This window comes from Microbispora sp. ZYX-F-249, assembly GCF_039649665.1.
GTDB lineage: Bacteria > Actinomycetota > Actinomycetes > Streptosporangiales > Streptosporangiaceae > Microbispora > Microbispora maris.
This window is the reverse complement of sequence record NZ_JBDJAW010000004.1, coordinates 193,020-209,337: the sequence shown is the minus strand read 5'-3', so window position 1 is coordinate 209,337 and position 16,318 is coordinate 193,020. Positions and strand designations below refer to the sequence as shown.

Sequence of the window (16,318 nt, the reverse complement as noted above, 5' to 3'; positions counted from 1 at the left end):
ATGATCTTCATGCACCGCACGCTCCGAGTCGCCGCGCTTACCTTTCTCGTCCTCCCCATCACCGCTGTCGCGCTCGCCCCTCAGGCCTCGGCCGACGCCGGGGCGCCGGCCCGCCGCATGCTGGCCCAGCTGAAGGTCGCCAAGCCGCTGTCGATCCGCGGGTACAGCCATCGGCGGTTCCAGCCGCGCTGGGCACACCACAAGGGGGAGTGCGACGCGCGGGAGGCGGTTCTCGCCCGCGACGGGCGGGGCGTGCGCAGGAACGCGGCCTGCCAGGCCGTGAAGGGCGTCTGGCGCAGCCCGTACGACGGCAAGGTGCTGAAGAGCGTGAAACAGACCGACGTCGACCACGTCGTTCCCCTGGCGTACGCCTGGCGCTCCGGCGCCAAGCGATGGAGCCAGGCGAAACGGCGCGCGTTCGCCAACGACCTCACCCGTCCCGAGCTGGTCGTGGTGAGCCACTCCGTCAACATGGCCAAGGGGGGCCAGGGACCGCAGAGCTGGCGTCCGCCGCGCCGCCGCTACTGGTGCCGCTACGCGACCTCGTGGATCACGGTGAAGCACCATTACCGGCTCTTCGTCACCCGGGCGGAGAAGGTGGCCCTGCTCAACATGCTCCGCACCTGCGGGCGATGAGCGGGCCCGCGCGGCCGGCGGGCGGGCTCAGCCGCTGCTCGCGCCGCGGGCCTGCTGGATGACCTTGCGGAGGGCCGCCGCGGCCGGGCCGCCGCGCTCGGCCAGCTGGTCGATGCGCCGCTTGTGCTCCCGCCGCTTCGCCCGCGGGAGGACCGTGCCCAGGTCCGCCGCGGCGGCCAGCCCGACGAGGGCCGCCGCGCGGTCGCCGACCCGGGACACCGGCCCGGTGAGGGCGTCGGCGACCCGCGCCGCGAGGCGCTTCACCACCCGCGTGTCGCGTACGCGGACGGCGCTCCTGTTGAAGATCAGAAACGGCTGGCGCAGCTCCACTTTGACCCAGCGGCCCGCCTCCAGCTCGTCCCGGACCGCCCGGACCGTGGCCCGGCCGTCCTTGCCGATCCAGTGCCGCCACGGCTTGGGCCCCGTCTCCGCGAGCTGGCGGAGCAGGCCGTCGAGCACCGGGTCGCCGAGCCGGTCCTTCGACACCACGCGCACCTTGCCGTCGTCGTCGGCGATCCGGCCCATGAGCAGCAGATCGGTGAGCGCGGCCGCGCGCAGCAGGTAGGGGATGCGGTAGTTCGTCACCACCCGCTCCTTGCGGGGGTCGTAGGCGAGCAAATAGAGCTGGGCCGTCAGGGAACCGGGGACGTTCACGGAACTGCCCTCCTCTCAGTCGTCGGGCGGGTCGGCGGCGGGGGCTTCCGGCGGCTGCGTCTGCTTCTTGGGGGGCCTGCCGCGCCGGGGGATGCGACCGGCGCCGCCCGGGAGCCGTCCCGCCTCCGACAGCGCCCGGCGCAGCAGGAACTCGATCTGGGCGTTGGTGCTGCGCAGCTCGTCGCCGGCCCAGCGGGCCAGCGCGTCGTGCACCGCGGGGTCCAGCCGCAGCAGGATGCTCTTTCTTTCGGTCGCCACGGTCTAGTGGTACAGGGAGCCGGTGTTCACCACGGGCTGCACGTCGCGGTCGCCGCACAGGACGACGAGCAGGTTGCTGACCATGGTGGCCTTGCGCTCCTCGTCGAGCTCGATCACGTCGTGCTCGTCGAGGCGGGCCAGGGCGGCCTCGACCATGCCGACCGCGCCGTCCACGATCCGCTGGCGGGCCGCGACGACCGCTCCGGCCTGCTGGCGGCGCAGCATCGCCTGCGCGATCTCGGGAGCGTACGCCAGGCGGGTGATGCGCGACTCGATGACCTTGACCCCGGCCGAGGCCACCCGGGCCTGGATCTCGGCCGACAGGCGGCCGGTGATCTCGTCGGCGTTCTGGCGCAGGGACAGCGTGTCGTCGTGCCCGTCGTACGGGTAGCTGCCGGCGATGTGCCGGACCGCGGTCTCGGTCTGGAAGGCGACGAACTCCACGAAGTCGTCGACCTCGAAGACGGCCTTCGCCGTGTCCTCGACCTGCCACACCACGACGGCGGCCATCTCGATCGGGTTGCCGTCGGCGTCGTTGACCTTGGTGATGTCGGTCTCGTGGTTGCGGATCCGGGTCGACACCCGGCGCTTCTGGGTGAAGGGAGCAACGAACCGGAGGCCGGGTGTGCGGACCGTGCCCACGTAGCGGCCGAGCAGCTGGACCACGCGTGCCTCGCCCGGGGCGACCGCGGTGAGGCCGGAGAAGACGACGATCGCCGCCAGGAGGAGCAGCACCCCGGCGATGATCAGCGCCGCTCCCGCGCCGCCGCTGCCGTCGTTCGCGAGGACGGCTCCGATCGGGACCAGCGCGGCCGGGCTCAGCAGGCCCACCAGGGCCAGGATCAGGATGGGCCATCCCACGGCCGCTCGCGCCGTCCGCTCGTGGGTCTGGGGGGCCGGCATGTCGACGGCGATCTGCAGGTCTGTCATGTCTTCTCCTCGGGGGTGTCTAGCACGACACTAGCAAAGTGATATCATTTTTCACCAGACCCGGGGAGTCGGGAATCAGGCCGTTCCCGGCACCGTGACGACGACCTTGCCGGCGGGGTGGCCTTCCATGAGGTGGCGGATCGCGTCGGGCGCGGCGGCGAGGGGATAGGCGCGGTCGATCGCCGGGACGACGGCGCCGGACTCGATGAGCCTGGTCAGGTCCTCCAGGTGCTCGGCGCGTTCGCCGGAGAACATCGGGCGCAGCCGCTGCCCTCTGGTGACCATCGACAGCAGCGGCGCCCGGAACGTGCGTCCCATGCCACCGGTGAAGCGGTACGCGGTGTGCCCGCCGCCGACGATCACCAGCGTGCCGCGCGGGGTCAGGGCGCGCCGCAGCAGGGACAGCGGCCGGTTGCCCCCGGTGTCGACGACGACGTCGTAGTGTGCGCCGTCGCGGTCGATCTGCTCGCGGGTGTAGTCGATGACGTCGTCGGCCCCGAGCGACCGTACGAATTCCGCCTTCGCCGCCGCGCACACGCCGGTGACGCTCGCGCCGAGCGCCTTGGCGATCTGCACGGCGAACGACCCCACGCCCCCCGACGCGCCGATCACCAGCACCCGCTGCCCCGGGCGCACACCGGCGACGTCGCGCACGGCCTGCAGCGCCGTCATGCCGGAGACCGGCACCGCGGCGGCCTGTTCGAACGTGAGATTGGCCGGCTTCGGCGCGAGGCGGGCCTGCGGCGCCTTCGCGTACTCGGCGAGCGAGCCGGCGGGGCAGGTGCCGTACACCTCCTGACCGGGCCGGAAGCGGGTGACGCCGGCGCCGACCGCCGCCACCACCCCGGCGACGTCGCGGCCCCGGATGGGCACCTTGGGGCGGCGCAGCCCGAATCCCCCACGCGCGAGGTACGGCGTGCCGGTCATCAGGACCCACACGCCGGGGTCCACGGCGGCCGCGCGGACCTCGACGAGCACCTCCTCGTCACCGATCGAGGGACGGTCGATGTCGCGCAGTTCGAGCACGTCGGCCGGGCCGTACGTGTCCTGGACGATGGCCTTCACTTCGTCTCCTCGGGGAGGTCGGGATACTGGAACACGTCGTCGAGCGGGGCGCCGAACACCCGGGCGATCCGGAAGGCCATCTCCAGGGAGGGCGAGTATCGGCCCTGCTCGATGGCGATGACGGTCTGTCTGGTCACGCCGATGCGCTCGGCGAGTTCGGCCTGGGTCATCTCGTCGTGGGCGAACCGCAGCGCGCGGATGCGGTTCGTCACGCGCGTGGGCTTCACCACTCCGGAACGCTCCTGCGGTAGAGAATGATCTTGGTGACGTCGCCGAGGATCGCCGACAGGACGAAGAAGAGGTAGATCACATTGGCGATCCAGAACCGGTCCCACTCCGCCAAGGCCATGAGCATCGCCGCGATGGCCCCGATGACCACGAACGCCTGACCGGTGTAGTCGCCGAGCCGCCCGATCTCCTTGTCGCGGACGTCGATGACGCGCGAGGCCCGCGGGTTGACGATCGCCATCCCGATCTCGGCCACGATCGCCGCGGCGATCGCCCCGCCGATCGTCCACAGCAGGGCGGCGGCGTACGGCACATCGGGTAACGGGCCTCCGTCCGCCCGTCTCAGGATGGTGACGACGTAGGCGGCGTAGGCGATCACGGCGACGACCAGCCGGATCCAGGCGCGTTTCTCCTCGTGGGTCATGCTCGATTCCCTTCGGGTGTACAAAATCTTTGACACCCTCAAGGTAACGCGTCTTTGACCTGATGTACAGAACTTTTTACATCGACCGCCGACGGGCGGGGAAATGGACGTCGCGGGCGTGGATCAGGCGCCGGCGGGCACCTGCTCGGTGCCGATGACCTTCAGGAACTGGAGGGACTCGTACGCCGGGGAGCCGGGCTCGGCGGTGAAGATGATCACCTGCTGCTCCTGGTCGGGCACGGTGAGCACGTCGAAGTCCAGCTCGATCGGGCCGACGCGCGGGTGCCGCACGGTCTCGTGCAGGTGACGCTCGATGTGGAACCGCTGGGAGTGCCACAACCGGGCGAAGTCCTCGCTCCCCGCCAGCAGCTCCTCGATCAGGCTCCTCAGCTCGCGGCTGTCCGGATACCGGGTCACGGCGACGCGCAGGTAGCTGACCGCCGTGACGGCGAAGCGTTCCGGGCTGCCACTGCCGAAGTGCCGCCGCTCGGGGTCGGGATGCAGGAAGTAGTGCCGGATGACGTTGCGCTCCCGGCCGGCCAGGGTGGGGCAGTCCTCGAACAGGGCCGCCGCCAGCGGGTTCCAGGCCAGCACGCGGCACATGTCGTCCACCACGATCGCGGCGGCGTCGGTCAGCCGGTTGACCAGGCTCAGCGTGCTCGGGCGCACCTCGCTCGCGGGCTCGGCGGACCGGCTGTCCTCCCGCTCCCCGGCCAGGTGGAACAGGTGGGCGCGTTCCTGGTCCGACAGGCGCAGGGCGCGGGCGATGCCGTCGAGCACCCGCCGCGACGGGTGGCGGCCCCGCGCCTGCTCCAGCCGGGTGTAGTGGTCCGCCGAGATGTACGCGAGCTGGGCGACCTCCTCGCGCCGCAGGCCGGGGGTGCGGCGGCGGCGCCCCGGAGGCAGTCCGACGTCGGCGGGGTCGATGCTCTCCCGCTTGCTCCGGAGGAACCGCGCCAGCCCGTGCTTGTCCATGCTTGTGACCGTACGTCCGGCATCGGATGCGCGGACCCCCTCAGCCACGGACTCTCGGTCCCTGGCTGTGCGGGACGGACGCGGGTGACGGTGGGGTTGGCACCGACCGGCGGCGGACACGGACCCGCCGCGGTCACCCGACCTCACGGAAGGCACACGAACATGCGGATCTTCATCACCGGTGCGAGCGGCTACGTCGGCGGGGTCGTGGCCGAGCACCTCGTCGGGGCCGGTCACGAGGTGGTCGCCCTGGCCCGCTCGGACGCGGCGCGCGAGCGGGTCGAAGGGCTGGGCGCCAAGGCGGTGCCCGGAAGCCTGCGGGACCTCGACGTCCTGCGCGGCGCCGCCGCGGCGGCCGAGGCCGTGGTCCACACCGCCGTGGACTACGTCGATCCGGACATGGGCGACATCGAGCGTGACACCCTCGGGGCGCTGCTCGGCGGCCTGCACGACGGCGGCGCGTTCGTCTACACCAGCACGGGACTGGTCTACCCGGACCGGCGGGGCGCGACCGTGGACGAGGACCACCCCGTCGCCCCGGAGACGTCGCCCCAGCCGTACAAGGTCCTCGGCGAGCGGCAGGTCCTGGCGGCCGGCCACGTGGCGGGCACGGTGATCCGGGCGGCGCTGGTCTACGGGCGCGGCGGGTCGGGCCTGCTCCAGGGGCTCATCGGCGCCGGCCGGCGGAACGGGATGGTGCCCTACGTCGGCGACGGCGCCAACGAGTGGTCGTCGGTGCACGTCGACGACCTCGCGGAGCTGTACGTCGCCGCACTGGAGCGCCGCGAGCCCGCCGGCGACGGGGTCGTCGTCAACGCCGCCTCGGCCGAGCGGACCCCGATCCGGCGGATCGCCGAGACGGTCGCCGGCCTGACCGGCGCCCGGGCCGTGTCGCTGACGACGGAGCAGGCGGTCGCCGCGATGGGGCCGGCCGCCGGTGCCCTCACCCGTTCGTCGCCGATGGACGCCTCGCGGGCCCGGCGGCTGTTCGGGTGGGCTCCGCGGCGGCCGGGACTGATCGAGGAGCTGACGACCGGTTCCTACGCGCGGTCCTGATCAACTCCCCCGCCGCGGACGCAGCGCGCGGCGTACGCGCGGGCCGTGCCTGCGCCACCAGGCCCGCGCCCAGAGCACCTGGAACGCGACCGCGGTCAGCAGCACCGCCGCGGCGTCCAGCCCGGCGAGCGGGTCCGCGGGGGCGGCCAGCGTGCGCACGGCCCGGCCGAGCAGCGTCAGCGTCGCCGGCGCCGTCACCGCGAACGCCATAGCCAGGCAGGCCGCGGTGCCCACGACCAGCAGCACCGCGTAAGCGCGCAGGGCGCGCCTCTCCCGGCGCGGCAGGCCGGCGAGCGGGTCGGGGGAGGGACGGCGCAGCAGCCGCAGCGCCAGGTGGCGGACGTAGGCGGAGGCGTCGCCGTACATGTTGCGGCACCCGCTCAGGTCCTGCAGCAGGAAGTAGACGTCGGTGCGCATGAACACGAGGAACTGCGTGGCCAGCATGCCGAGCGAGGTCAGCGTGACCAGCGACAGCGCGGGCTGGCGACCCACGACGGCGGTCAGGAGGAGCGCGGCCGAACAGGCCGCCGCGTCGGTCGCCATCCCCGCGAGGTAGACCGTCAGGCGGACGCGCCGCCCGGCCAGCCAGACGCCGGACACCTCGGTCTGGACGGCCAGGAACTGCAGCCGGGTGCCGAGCCGGATCCTGCCCGGGACCCCGGCCGCCCTGGCGGTCGACAGGTGGGCCATCTCGTGCAGGAAGATGAGCGCCCAGCCGACCGCGATCTGCGATGCGAGCACGAGCGTGCCGCGCTCGCTCCACAGCAGGTCGCGCCAGCCCGGCAGCGTCTCCCGCCGCACGACCGCCGTCGCGATCCCGGCGGCGATCAGGCCGGCGACCAGCAGGTGGGGCAGCGGATGCAGCGTCCACCGCACGTGCCGGGGGCGCAACCGGGGAAAGGTCGGCGGCCGGGCGAGGGCGGCCGGGGTGCCGGGCTCCTCCAGGAAGCCCAGCGCGCCCAGGGCGCGGACGAAGTCGCCGACGTCGAGATCGGCGCCCGTCTCGGCGCGCAGCCGCCGTTCCGTCTCCCCGACAGTGGCGCCCGCCGACAGCAGCTCGATGGCCCGCATCCCCTCGTACGGCACGGCGACGAACTCGTCCCCGTCCGGGCGGCCGACGATCCACTGCGCGCCGTCCTGCCGGAACGCCAGCTCGCGCAGCCGGACCACGGTGGCCTCTCCCAACGCGGGCCTCCAGACGCGGGGGTCAGGGGCGGATGGTCCCGGTGTGGTGGGAGTAGCCGGGCAGGAGGGCCCGTGCCCTGTCGGAGATCACGGGCGGCGGCAGCGGGGCGACCTTGCGCTCGACATACGTCCGCACGTCCTCGCCGCGGCCGTAGAGCTCCTTGATCGCGGCCAGGCAGGGGCCGACGAGACCGGGGTCGGTGATCCGCCGGGCGCCCACGTGGGCGCCGATCTCGTCGTAGAGCACCTCGTAGAGCAGCGTGGGGCCGAGCACGACGATCTCGGGCAACGGCGCATGATGCTCCAGCTCCCGCACGGCGTCCGCGTGCAGCACCCGGGGACGCTCGCCCGCCGTCGCCCGTACGGCGAGGACGTGCAGCTCCCACTGGAGATAGGGGGTGAGCGGCGTCTCCACGACGCGGACGCGGCGGGCCTCGGGCCGGGTCCGGTAGTAGCCGACGAGGAACTCCCGCAGCTCCTCCAGCATGGCGAGCGACCCGTCCCAGTCGCCGGCCATCATCGCCCGCCAGCTCGCCACGTCGGGTTCGAAGAACTCCTGGGCGCGTTCGAGCTTCCACACCCCGTCGGGGGCCCGCTCGAACTCCTCGGTGAACTCGGCCTGGTAGGCGTCCGCGGGCAGGACCCGCGCCTCGGCCCGCCGTACGTCGTCGAAGATGGTCCCCGCGTGTGCCACCCTTCCCTCCCTGGGCACTCCCTGATGCTGGCTCTCGTCGTCCGAGGCGTGCGGGCGGCCCCGCGGCACCCCCGCACGCCTCGGGCGGTGCTTCGTCAGTTGCCGACGCTGTTGCTGCTGGTCGTGGTCTCGATCTTGTCGAGCAGCCGGATGGTGATCTTCGTCTTCGCCGGCGAGGCGGTCTCGTCGACGGGTTCGGTCTCGTGCTCGTTCGTGTTCATCCGGTTCCTCTCTTGAGGGGAGGGGACAAGGATGTTCTCGCGAGAACGCGTTCATGATTCGCCTTTTGACTGCGGGGAGTCAAGGAATTCTTTATTCATTCAGCCGGCGTCGATTTCGGTCATCGGCCGGAATGAATTGTGCTCCGGTCCCGAAGGGGCCCGCGTGCCGCACACCGGGCAGCCGGGGCGCGGCGGATGCCGGACCCACACGTGGTGGTCGGCGGCGACCAGGTTGACGCCCTGAATGGTGCCGGCCGGCGGCACGGGCACCCCGGTGAGCAGCCCGAGCAGGGCGTGGGCGACGAGCTGGCCGGACACGCCCGCCGAGGTGGCGATCACGCCGGGCCCGCCGAGGTCCACCGGCGTGCCCGGGCGGCGCCGCGCCTCCTCGCCGCTGCTCAGGCACTCGTAGCAGGCGCCCGCTCCCGGCGCGAAACACCCCACGGTGACGAGTGGCCCGTTGTATCCGCCGCCGGCCCAGGGGATGTTCGCGGCGGCGCAGGCGCGGTTGGCCCACACCCGGATGCCGTGCCCGGTCGGCCGGTCCGCGCACAGGGCGAGCGCGTCGTAGCCCGCGATCAGGTCGTCGAGTTGCCGCCTGCTGCCGATGTGGCGGCGCTCGCCGGTGACCCGGATGTCGGAGTTGACGGACCGCAGCCGCGCGACGGCAGCCTCCGCCTTCGGGCGCCCCACGTCGTCTTCGCCGAAGAGGACCTGACGGTTGAGGTTGGACAGCTCGACCACGTCGGGGTCCACGCAGTGGATGGTGCCGACGCCGACGGCGGCGAGCGCCCACGCCGCGTGGCTGCCGGTGCCGCCCAGGCCGAGCACCACGACCCGCGCCGACTTCAGCCGCAGCTGGGTCTCCCAGCCGTGGCCGCGCGGCGCGACGTCGACCGCGCGGAAGAAGGCGTGGTTCCTGCTGTAGCGGTCGAGCTCGCGCTCGCTCAGCCCGGCGGGCGGCCCGGCCGCGGCGTCCTCGACGTATCGGGTGGCGACCAGTTGCTCGACGATCGACGCGGCGTCCGGCACGTCGGGGTGGGCCAGGCGCAGCCGCTCGGCGATCTCGTCGCGGGAGCGGGTGCCGTCCATCAGCGTGAGGGCCGTCCACACCCAGCCGTACGGATCCGCGATTTCGGCGGCGATCCCGTAAATCTCACCGCCGATGCGAATGGTGCCGTCGTCGTACCGGTGGGGCCGGTGCTCGAATTTCACGCGGGGCAGTCGCACGTGACGACGTTTAGTGGGCGATAACTGGGTGAGTCAACACCGATTTTCGCGGTGGGGAAAAAGGGGTCGGCCGTAAAACGTTCCCGCGCCGGCGGAGCTCGCATCGATGCGGGCTCCGCCACCGGTCCGCCACCGGGTCCGTCACCGGATCGGCCGTGCCCGCCGCCCCGGTGATGAGTTGCCGGGCCCGCACCCGTCACACCTACGACGGGACACGACGAGGCGGAAGGATGACGTGATGAGTGCGGACACGCGGCTGGAGGAGCTGGGCGTGAGCGGTCTGGGCGTGAGCGGTCTGGGAGAGCTCGACGAGCCGGCGTTCTCGGGGCTGGCGGAGCGGCACCGGCGGGAGCTGCACGTGCACTGCTACCGGATGCTCGGGTCGTTCGAGGACGCCGAGGACACCGTGCAGGAGACGTTCCTGCGTGCCTGGCGGCGGCGGGAGACCTTCGAGGGGCGGTCGACGTTCCGGGCCTGGCTGTACCGGATCGCCACCAACGCCTGCCTGGACCTGCTCGCCAGGTGCCGCCCGGAGCCCGCGACCGGCGGCGAGGTGCCGTGGCTGCAGCCCTACCCGGACCGGCTGCTCGACGAGCTGCCCGCGGGCGACGCGGACGAGCCGGAGACCGTCGCCGTCGCACGGGAGACGATCGAGCTGGCGTACCTGGTCGCGGTCCAGCACCTCGCGCCGCGCCCGCGGGCCGTGCTGATCCTGCGGGACGTGCTCGGCTGGCCGGCGAAGGACGTCGGGGAGCTCCTCGGGGACTCCGTCAACTCCGTGAACAGCGCGCTGCAGCGGGCCCGCGCCGGCATGCGGGAGCACCTGCCCGCCGAGCGGCAGGACTGGACCGGCGGCGAGGAGGACGCCGGGACGCGTGAGCTGGTGCGCCGCTTCACCGACGCCAGCGTGGCCACGGACATCGACGGGCTCGCCGCACTGCTGCGGGACGACGTCCGCTGCTCGATGCCGCCCACGCCGGGTCTGTGCGCCGGCCGGGACGCGGTGGTGAACGACTGGGTCGAGAGCGGCTTCGAAGGCATGAAGCACCTGCGCGCCGTCCCCACCGCCGTGAACCGGCAGCCCGCCGTCGCCTTCTACCAGTGGCGCAAGCGGGAGGGCGCGTACCTGCCGCTGACGATCGACGTCCTGCGCGTCACCGGCGGGGCGATCACCGAGATCTTCATCTTCCACGCCGACCGGTTCCCGCGGCTCGGGCTGCCCGAGCGCCTGCCGGCGGACGGCACGGAGTAGTGGGCACCCCCGGGACCGGCACCGTCACACGCGGGTCGACCCACCCCTGCTCCAGCCGCCGAACGACAGCCACCGAACGATGGAGGACGACATGAACAGCACGAACGACACCGGGGTCGTCGCAGGCCCGGCATCGGGCCGGACCCGCCACACCCACCGGCTCCGCGGGCTCGCCGGCACCGGCCTCGTCGCCACGCTCGCGGCGATGGCGGCCACCACCCTCGCCGCCGCGCTCGCCCGGGCCGCCGGCGTCGACTTCGCGATCCCCGATGGCGGCGAGACGATCCCGTTGCCCGGGTTCGCCGTGGTGACCGGCTTCTTCTCGGTCGTGGGCATCGTCATCGCCGTCGCTCTTCTCCGCTGGAGCACCCGCCCCGCCGGGCGATTCGTGTGGACCGCGGTGTCGCTGACCGCGATCTCGCTGGTCCCGCCGCTCCTCTCCGGGGCGAACACCGCCACCACCATCGCCCTCCTCGGACTGCACCTCGTCCCCGCGACGCTGATGATCGTCACCCTGGCGCGGAGCCTGCGCGCCCGGACCGGTTGACGAGCCCGCGACGGGACGACGCGCGGCACGAGGGGCGGGAGGCCGGGAAAGGCTCATGGGATCGTCACCGCTGGGCATACGTTGGTGACGATGAACGATCAGCCTGCTGTGATCCCACCGCCGCGCCGCCGGGTGCTGGCCGCCGTGCTCGCCGCCGTGGTCGTCCCGCTCTCGGGCTGCGGCGGCTCGGCGGGGGAGGCCGCCTCGGTCGCTCCGCGCGAGCGCCTGTCCCCGCCCGCGCCGGCGTCCCCGGCGAGCCCCGCGCCGGAGCCGTCCGCACGGGACCTGCCCGCCCCGGACGAGGCGGTTCCGAAGGACCCCGCACGGCTGGCCGAGGCCCTCAGCCGCACGACCGGACGACTGCGCGACGCGATCGACGACTGGAGGCGTACGGGCGACCCCGCGAAGGGGGAGGCGCCCGAGCCCGTGGTCCTGCTGTCCCTGTACGAGCAGCGCGTGTACCGCTACCTCGCCCGCGATCCCAAGGCCGCCTCCCGCGTCTACGAGAAGCTGCCCAAGGCGGTGGCCGCGCGGACGAAGGACAACGTGACGGCCATCCGCGACCTGCTCTCCCTCGCCCACCCCGTCAGCGGCCCGATCAAGATCAAGGTCAGACCGGCGGAGCCGGCCGACGCCCTGCTCGCGGCCTTCAAACGCGCCGAGCGCCGGTTCGGCGTCGAGTGGGAGGTGCTCGCGGCGGTGATGCTCGTCGAGACCAAGTTCGGCCGGGTGCGCTCGCCCAGCTACGTGGGCGCCAGGGGGCCGATGCAGTTCATGCCGGGCACCTGGAGGGCGTACGGCATGGGCGGCGACATCGACGACACCGGCGACGCCCTGCTCGCCGCGGCCAACTACCTCCACGCCTCGGGCGCGCCCGGCGACTACCGGCGCGCGTTGTACGCCTACAACCACTCCCAGGCGTACGTGGACGCCGTCCTGCTGCACGCCCGTCAGATGAAGCAGGACATCAGGAACTACTACGCCTACTACACGTGGCAGGTCTACGTGATCACCACGAAGGGCGAGCGCCGCCTGACCGGCCCCTGACGGCAGGTGAGGCCGGGGGCGGGACGGTCCTCGGGGGATCGTCCGTAACCAATGCCGCTTTCGGTGCGACTCATCCTTCGGGGGATCGATCGCGTACGGGAGGCCGGTTGTGCGGTGGCTGACGAGTGGTGCGGGGACGAAGCCGGCCGGGATCCTCGCCGTGGCGACGCTCGTCGTGGTGGCGCTCGGCCTGCTGATCCCGGGCCGGGCGCTCGCGGACGGGGCGGCCTGCGGGTCCGGGCCTCCCCGCTCGGCGTGGGTGGAGACGTCCGTGACCATCACGGAACGCGGCCACGACGCTCCCGTGCTGACGAGCACGACGCGGGTCGGCGTCCCGCGTGACTGGGCGGGGTCCGCCGCTCTGCTCGGCGACGGGAGCGGCGACGGGAGCGGCGACGGGAGCGGCGACGGGAGCGGCGACGGGAGCACGGTCGGCTGCCTGCTGCCGGACGGCGGCACGCCGAGCGTCACGACCTCGGACGACGGCGCCGAGGTGGTGGTCCAGAGCACGCAGGAGACCCGCCTGGAGCACTACGGCCCTCGGTGGAGCGGGGAGTCCGCCGGACTGTGGGCGAGCCACGAGTCCGGCGGGACCTGGTTCGTGGCGCTGCTGCCCTCGGCCGCCGGCGCGCCGCCGGCCGTGGACCTGCCGCCCGGGCTGGCCGGGGCACGCTGGCGGACCGTGGTCGTCAAGATGCCGGAGTCCCGGGTGCGCACGGTGACGCCTCTGCCGTCGCAGGTGCTCCCCGGCGGCACCTATGTCTGGCGGGACGGCGCCACCCCGCCGCGCGTCGAGGTCGCCGTGCCGCTGTCCGCGCGGGCGATGTTCCAGCGCTGGGTGTACCTGCGGGGGCAGAGCGTGCTCACGGTCGCGACCTACCTCGGCTTCGCGCTGCCGTACCTGCTGCTGGCCTGGCTGCTCGTGCTGCTCCACCGGCGTGCGGGGGATCGGCGTACGGCTGAGCGGCGTACGGGTGAGCGAGGCTCGGGTGAGCGAGGCTCGGGTGACCGGGGCTCGGGCGATCGGGGTTCGGGCGATCGGGGTTCGGGCGATCGGGGTTCGGGCGATCGGGGCGAGCGCACCCTTGTCAGGATCGTCCTCGGCGTCCTGGCGGCGATCACCACAGTGGAGGCGATCACGGTCGTCCTCGTGCTCACCGAGGCGGGCTTCCTGGCCCATCTGATCGGCCTGACGGACGGGGCGGCGATCGCGCTCCTGGTCGGGCCACTCTGCGTGGCCGCGTGGCGCTGGGCGCGCACGCGGTTCCGGCGCGCCGGCCCGGCGTCCACCCGTCCGGCGTCCACCCGTCCGGCGCCCACCCGTTCCGGACTCGCCGTGTTCGCCGCGGTGGTGCTCGCGGGAGTGGTGCTCGTCGTCGCCTGCGGCTACGCGCCCCTGTCCATGCGGTACTTCCCCAGCCCCGGGGAGCCCGCGGTGGTCGCGTCGGGCGTCGCGACGGCGCTGCTGCTCACCGGGGCGGCGTGGGGGGTCGCGGTCCGGGCCGCCCGGATTCCGGGTGGACGGACGCCCCGGGCCGTCCGCGTGCTGCTGTGCTGGAGCGTCCCGGGACTGGCGCTGATGACCCTGGCGTTCGAGGCCCACGCGGTCGTCGTCCGCGAGGGAAGCCTGGCGGACGTGGTCGAGTCGCCCTTCATCCTGCTGCGGAGCGTCGCGTACCTGATGTGGCCGCTGGTGGTGCTCCTGCTTCTCCTGCTGCTGCGCCTGCACGGGCGGCGTACGGAGACCGTCGGGCCGCTCACCACCTGGCTCGTCGTCTTCCTGTTCGTCGTGGGCACGATCAGGTGGCCCGGCACGTACGCGGGGATGCCCGTCCCGCTCGCCGCGCTCGCCGGCCTGGCGGCGCTGCCCCTGCTGCTGCGGTTGACGCGACGGGCCGAGGCCGCGGACCCGGACGTGTCGCGGCGGCGGCTCGCCGTGATCGTCGAGGAGTACCGGGACCTGGAGGCGCGGGAGAAGGGCCTACGGAGGCGCTGGGCCGCGGGCGACATGGACGACGACGCCTACCACAGGGAGAACGGGCCGGTCGTCGACCGCATCCGCGGGCTCCGGATGGAGATCGGCCTCGACCCTGACAGAGAGGACGGGATCAGCCCGCTCGACCTGGCGCTGTCGCGCGGCCCGGGCGTGTCGTGGTGGGCCAACGCGCGGCTCGCCGCGCGGTACGCGTCCTACGTGGGCGCGCCCGCCGCCGTGTTCCTCATCTGGGCGACCTGGAGCACCGACAGCCGGGGACGAGACGGCTGGCTCGACCGGCTCGGCGACCCGAACGGGTTCTACGGCCTGGCCGGCGACCTGATCGGCGGGCTGCTGATCTGGCCGGTGGCGGGCTTCGTGCTGGGCGCGCTGTGGCGTCGCCTGCCCGGCAGGCGCGGCTATCTCAAGGGGGTCGTGCCGGTCCTCGCGTACGCCGCGGCGACGGGCGCGCACGCCGTGCTGAACAACGTCATCGGCCAGGCCCCCGTGCGCGGCTCGCTCGTGCGGGTGCTGCTGCTGTTCCTGGTGCTCACCGTCGTCGCCGTCCTCATGGACGCGCGGACCCTCCAGACCCGCCCGGGTGGTCTCGCGTCCCGGCTCACCCCCGTGGCCGTCGTCTACCGGCTCGGTACGGCGGGCAGCGGGATCGCGCTCATCGTCGCGCAGGCGGCGGCCATCCTCGGCCTGTGGAGCCAGCTGAGGAACGGCATCGACATCACCTCACAGGTGGACACCTCCACGCAGGCGTCGCTCCCCGCCGACGCGCAGCTGCTCCAGGGGCGTGCGGGTGATTAACGGTCGACGTCGACGGAAACCGCGAGGGACCCCAGCAGCCGCAGCTTCTCGGCGCTCGGGGAGCCGGATGGCGCCTGGTACACGACGAGCTGGAGCCCGGGTGCGCTGCGTACGTCGAAGGCGTTGAACTCCAGGAGCAGATCCCCGACGTCGGGGTGGCGGAAGGCCTTCGCCTCGTGGGTCTTGCCGCGGACCTCGCGGCGGTCCCAGAGGAGACGGAACTCCGCACTCTTCGCGTGGGCCTCGGCGACGAGAGCCCGGACGTGCTCAGCCGAGCCCGTGTGGCCGAGGGCGAGCCGGAGATTCGCGACGCATGTCGTCGTCGCGCGCTCCCAGTCGGTGAAGAACCGCCGTCCGAACGGGTCGATGAATGTCATCCGCGCGAGATTGTCGATCCGCTCGAACCCGTTGTAGAGGGCTCCCGCGAGGTCGTTGTACGCGAGGACGTCGAGCTGACGGTTGATGATCAGCGCGGGGGTGTGCGTCCAGGCCGCGAGAAGCTCCCTGAGCGAATCGTCGACCGCGTCCTGCACCGGCCTGCGCGGCGCCGGTGCCAGGCCGGCGAGCCGGAACACGTGCTCCCGCAGGTCGGCGTCGAGATCGAGCGCGCCGGCCAGCGCGTTGAGCACCGCCGGTGACGGGTTCCTCTCGCGGCCCTGTTCGAGCCTGGTGTAGTAGTCGACGCTGACGCCCGCGAGCATGGCGACCTCCTCGCGTCGCAGGCCGGAGACGCGCCGGCCCGACTGCGCGGTGATGCCGACATCCGACGGCTGCACGAGGCCGCGACGCGCTTTGAGGAACGCGCCGAGTTCGGTTGAGCTCATGGGACGACGCTAGCGTCCCATGCTCGAGCTCAAACAGGCCGTGCCGCACCCCCGCAGCGCGCACCGCGCTGTGGCGCCTCACTGGCCCGCCTCCAACCGGGCCGTGCCGCACCCCGGCACGGACCGGCCTGGTCCGGACGCGGGCCGGCCCCGATCGTTGACATGCGCCGGGAGTTCCCCCGGCGACACCACGCCGGTCCGGAGCGCACGTGACCTCCGCGGTCACACCCGAGCCGCCGGAACCCCCCGTCGCCCGGCCGCACGTGCCACCACTCCCGAGACTCACTCGATACCGAGAGAA

At 73.1% G+C, this 16,318-nt stretch carries 18 protein-coding genes; 6 read left to right on the top strand and 12 right to left on the bottom strand.

Annotated features, from left to right (window positions below; all coding sequences use genetic code 11):
• Positions 1-9: 9 nt before the first annotated feature.
• A complete protein-coding gene (locus tag AAH991_RS07380) occupies positions 10-636 on the top strand; it encodes an HNH endonuclease family protein (protein ID WP_346224992.1) in 627 nt (208 codons plus the stop codon).
• Between the two features lie 27 nt (positions 637-663).
• Here the strand turns inward: AAH991_RS07380 and AAH991_RS07375 are convergent, their stop codons facing one another.
• The 7 genes from AAH991_RS07375 to AAH991_RS07345 all read right to left on the bottom strand — a co-directional run bounded on the left by AAH991_RS07375 (position 664) and on the right by AAH991_RS07345 (position 5,170).
• The gene (locus AAH991_RS07375; RefSeq protein WP_346224991.1) at positions 664-1,290 is read right to left on the bottom strand and encodes a GOLPH3/VPS74 family protein; all 627 of its coding nucleotides are present in this window, start codon (positions 1,288-1,290) and stop codon (positions 664-666) included.
• A gap of 15 nt (positions 1,291-1,305) precedes the next feature.
• Entirely contained in the window at positions 1,306-1,548 is a 243-nt protein-coding gene (locus AAH991_RS07370; protein WP_346224990.1) for a type II toxin-antitoxin system antitoxin, read from the bottom strand.
• Positions 1,549-1,551: 3 nt separating this feature from the next.
• Positions 1,552-2,478 (bottom strand): SPFH domain-containing protein, encoded by a 927-nt coding sequence (locus tag AAH991_RS07365; RefSeq protein WP_346224989.1) that lies wholly within the window; start codon positions 2,476-2,478, stop codon positions 1,552-1,554.
• A gap of 75 nt (positions 2,479-2,553) precedes the next feature.
• Positions 2,554-3,543 carry an NAD(P)-dependent alcohol dehydrogenase gene (locus AAH991_RS07360; RefSeq protein WP_346224988.1) on the bottom strand — a complete coding sequence of 330 codons (990 nt, stop codon included), beginning with the start codon at positions 3,541-3,543 and terminating at the stop codon, positions 2,554-2,556.
• Entirely contained in the window at positions 3,540-3,773 is a 234-nt protein-coding gene (locus AAH991_RS07355) for a helix-turn-helix transcriptional regulator (RefSeq protein ID WP_030510150.1), read from the bottom strand. Before AAH991_RS07355 ends, AAH991_RS07360 begins: the two co-directional genes overlap by 4 nt.
• On the bottom strand, positions 3,767-4,195 hold the full coding sequence (locus tag AAH991_RS07350; RefSeq protein ID WP_346224987.1) for a hypothetical protein: 429 nt from the start codon (positions 4,193-4,195) through the stop codon (positions 3,767-3,769). Before AAH991_RS07350 ends, AAH991_RS07355 begins: the two co-directional genes overlap by 7 nt.
• Positions 4,196-4,318: 123 nt before the next feature.
• Positions 4,319-5,170, bottom strand: a complete 852-nt coding sequence (locus AAH991_RS07345) for a helix-turn-helix transcriptional regulator (RefSeq protein ID WP_346224986.1) — start codon at positions 5,168-5,170, stop codon at positions 4,319-4,321.
• Positions 5,171-5,332: 162 nt separating this feature from the next.
• Between AAH991_RS07345 and AAH991_RS07340 the strand changes: the two genes are divergently transcribed.
• The gene (locus tag AAH991_RS07340; RefSeq protein WP_346224985.1) at positions 5,333-6,226 is read left to right on the top strand and encodes an NAD-dependent epimerase/dehydratase family protein; all 894 of its coding nucleotides are present in this window, start codon (positions 5,333-5,335) and stop codon (positions 6,224-6,226) included.
• Here the strand turns inward: AAH991_RS07340 and AAH991_RS07335 are convergent, their stop codons facing one another.
• From AAH991_RS07335 to AAH991_RS07320, 4 genes are all read right to left on the bottom strand, one after another.
• Positions 6,227-7,411 (bottom strand): hypothetical protein, encoded by a 1,185-nt coding sequence (locus AAH991_RS07335; protein WP_346224984.1) that lies wholly within the window; start codon positions 7,409-7,411, stop codon positions 6,227-6,229. It abuts the gene before it with no gap.
• A 22-nt stretch (positions 7,412-7,433) separates the two neighbouring features.
• A complete protein-coding gene (locus tag AAH991_RS07330) occupies positions 7,434-8,105 on the bottom strand; it encodes a DUF6879 family protein (protein WP_346224983.1) in 672 nt (223 codons plus the stop codon).
• 95 nt (positions 8,106-8,200) lie between these two features.
• Positions 8,201-8,326 (bottom strand): hypothetical protein, encoded by a 126-nt coding sequence (locus AAH991_RS07325; RefSeq protein ID WP_346224982.1) that lies wholly within the window; start codon positions 8,324-8,326, stop codon positions 8,201-8,203.
• 99 nt (positions 8,327-8,425) lie between these two features.
• On the bottom strand, positions 8,426-9,541 hold the full coding sequence (locus AAH991_RS07320) for a HesA/MoeB/ThiF family protein (RefSeq protein ID WP_346224981.1): 1,116 nt from the start codon (positions 9,539-9,541) through the stop codon (positions 8,426-8,428).
• Positions 9,542-9,794: 253 nt separating this feature from the next.
• Between AAH991_RS07320 and AAH991_RS07315 the strand changes: the two genes are divergently transcribed.
• From AAH991_RS07315 to AAH991_RS07300, 4 genes are all read left to right on the top strand, one after another.
• Complete coding sequence (locus tag AAH991_RS07315; RefSeq protein WP_346224980.1) at positions 9,795-10,808, top strand: RNA polymerase subunit sigma-70; 1,014 nt, start codon at positions 9,795-9,797, stop codon at positions 10,806-10,808.
• 91 nt (positions 10,809-10,899) lie between these two features.
• Positions 10,900-11,355, top strand: a complete 456-nt coding sequence (locus AAH991_RS07310; protein ID WP_346224979.1) for a DUF6069 family protein — start codon at positions 10,900-10,902, stop codon at positions 11,353-11,355.
• A gap of 90 nt (positions 11,356-11,445) precedes the next feature.
• The gene (locus tag AAH991_RS07305; RefSeq protein WP_346224978.1) at positions 11,446-12,402 is read left to right on the top strand and encodes a lytic transglycosylase domain-containing protein; all 957 of its coding nucleotides are present in this window, start codon (positions 11,446-11,448) and stop codon (positions 12,400-12,402) included.
• 109 nt (positions 12,403-12,511) lie between these two features.
• Entirely contained in the window at positions 12,512-15,193 is a 2,682-nt protein-coding gene (locus tag AAH991_RS07300; RefSeq protein WP_346224977.1) for a DUF6185 family protein, read from the top strand.
• Here AAH991_RS07300 and AAH991_RS07295 read toward each other — a convergent pair.
• A complete protein-coding gene (locus AAH991_RS07295; protein ID WP_346224976.1) occupies positions 15,190-16,017 on the bottom strand; it encodes a helix-turn-helix domain-containing protein in 828 nt (275 codons plus the stop codon). The two genes, AAH991_RS07300 and AAH991_RS07295, sit on opposite strands and share 4 nt — an antisense overlap.
• Between the last annotated feature and the right edge of the window lie 301 nt (positions 16,018-16,318).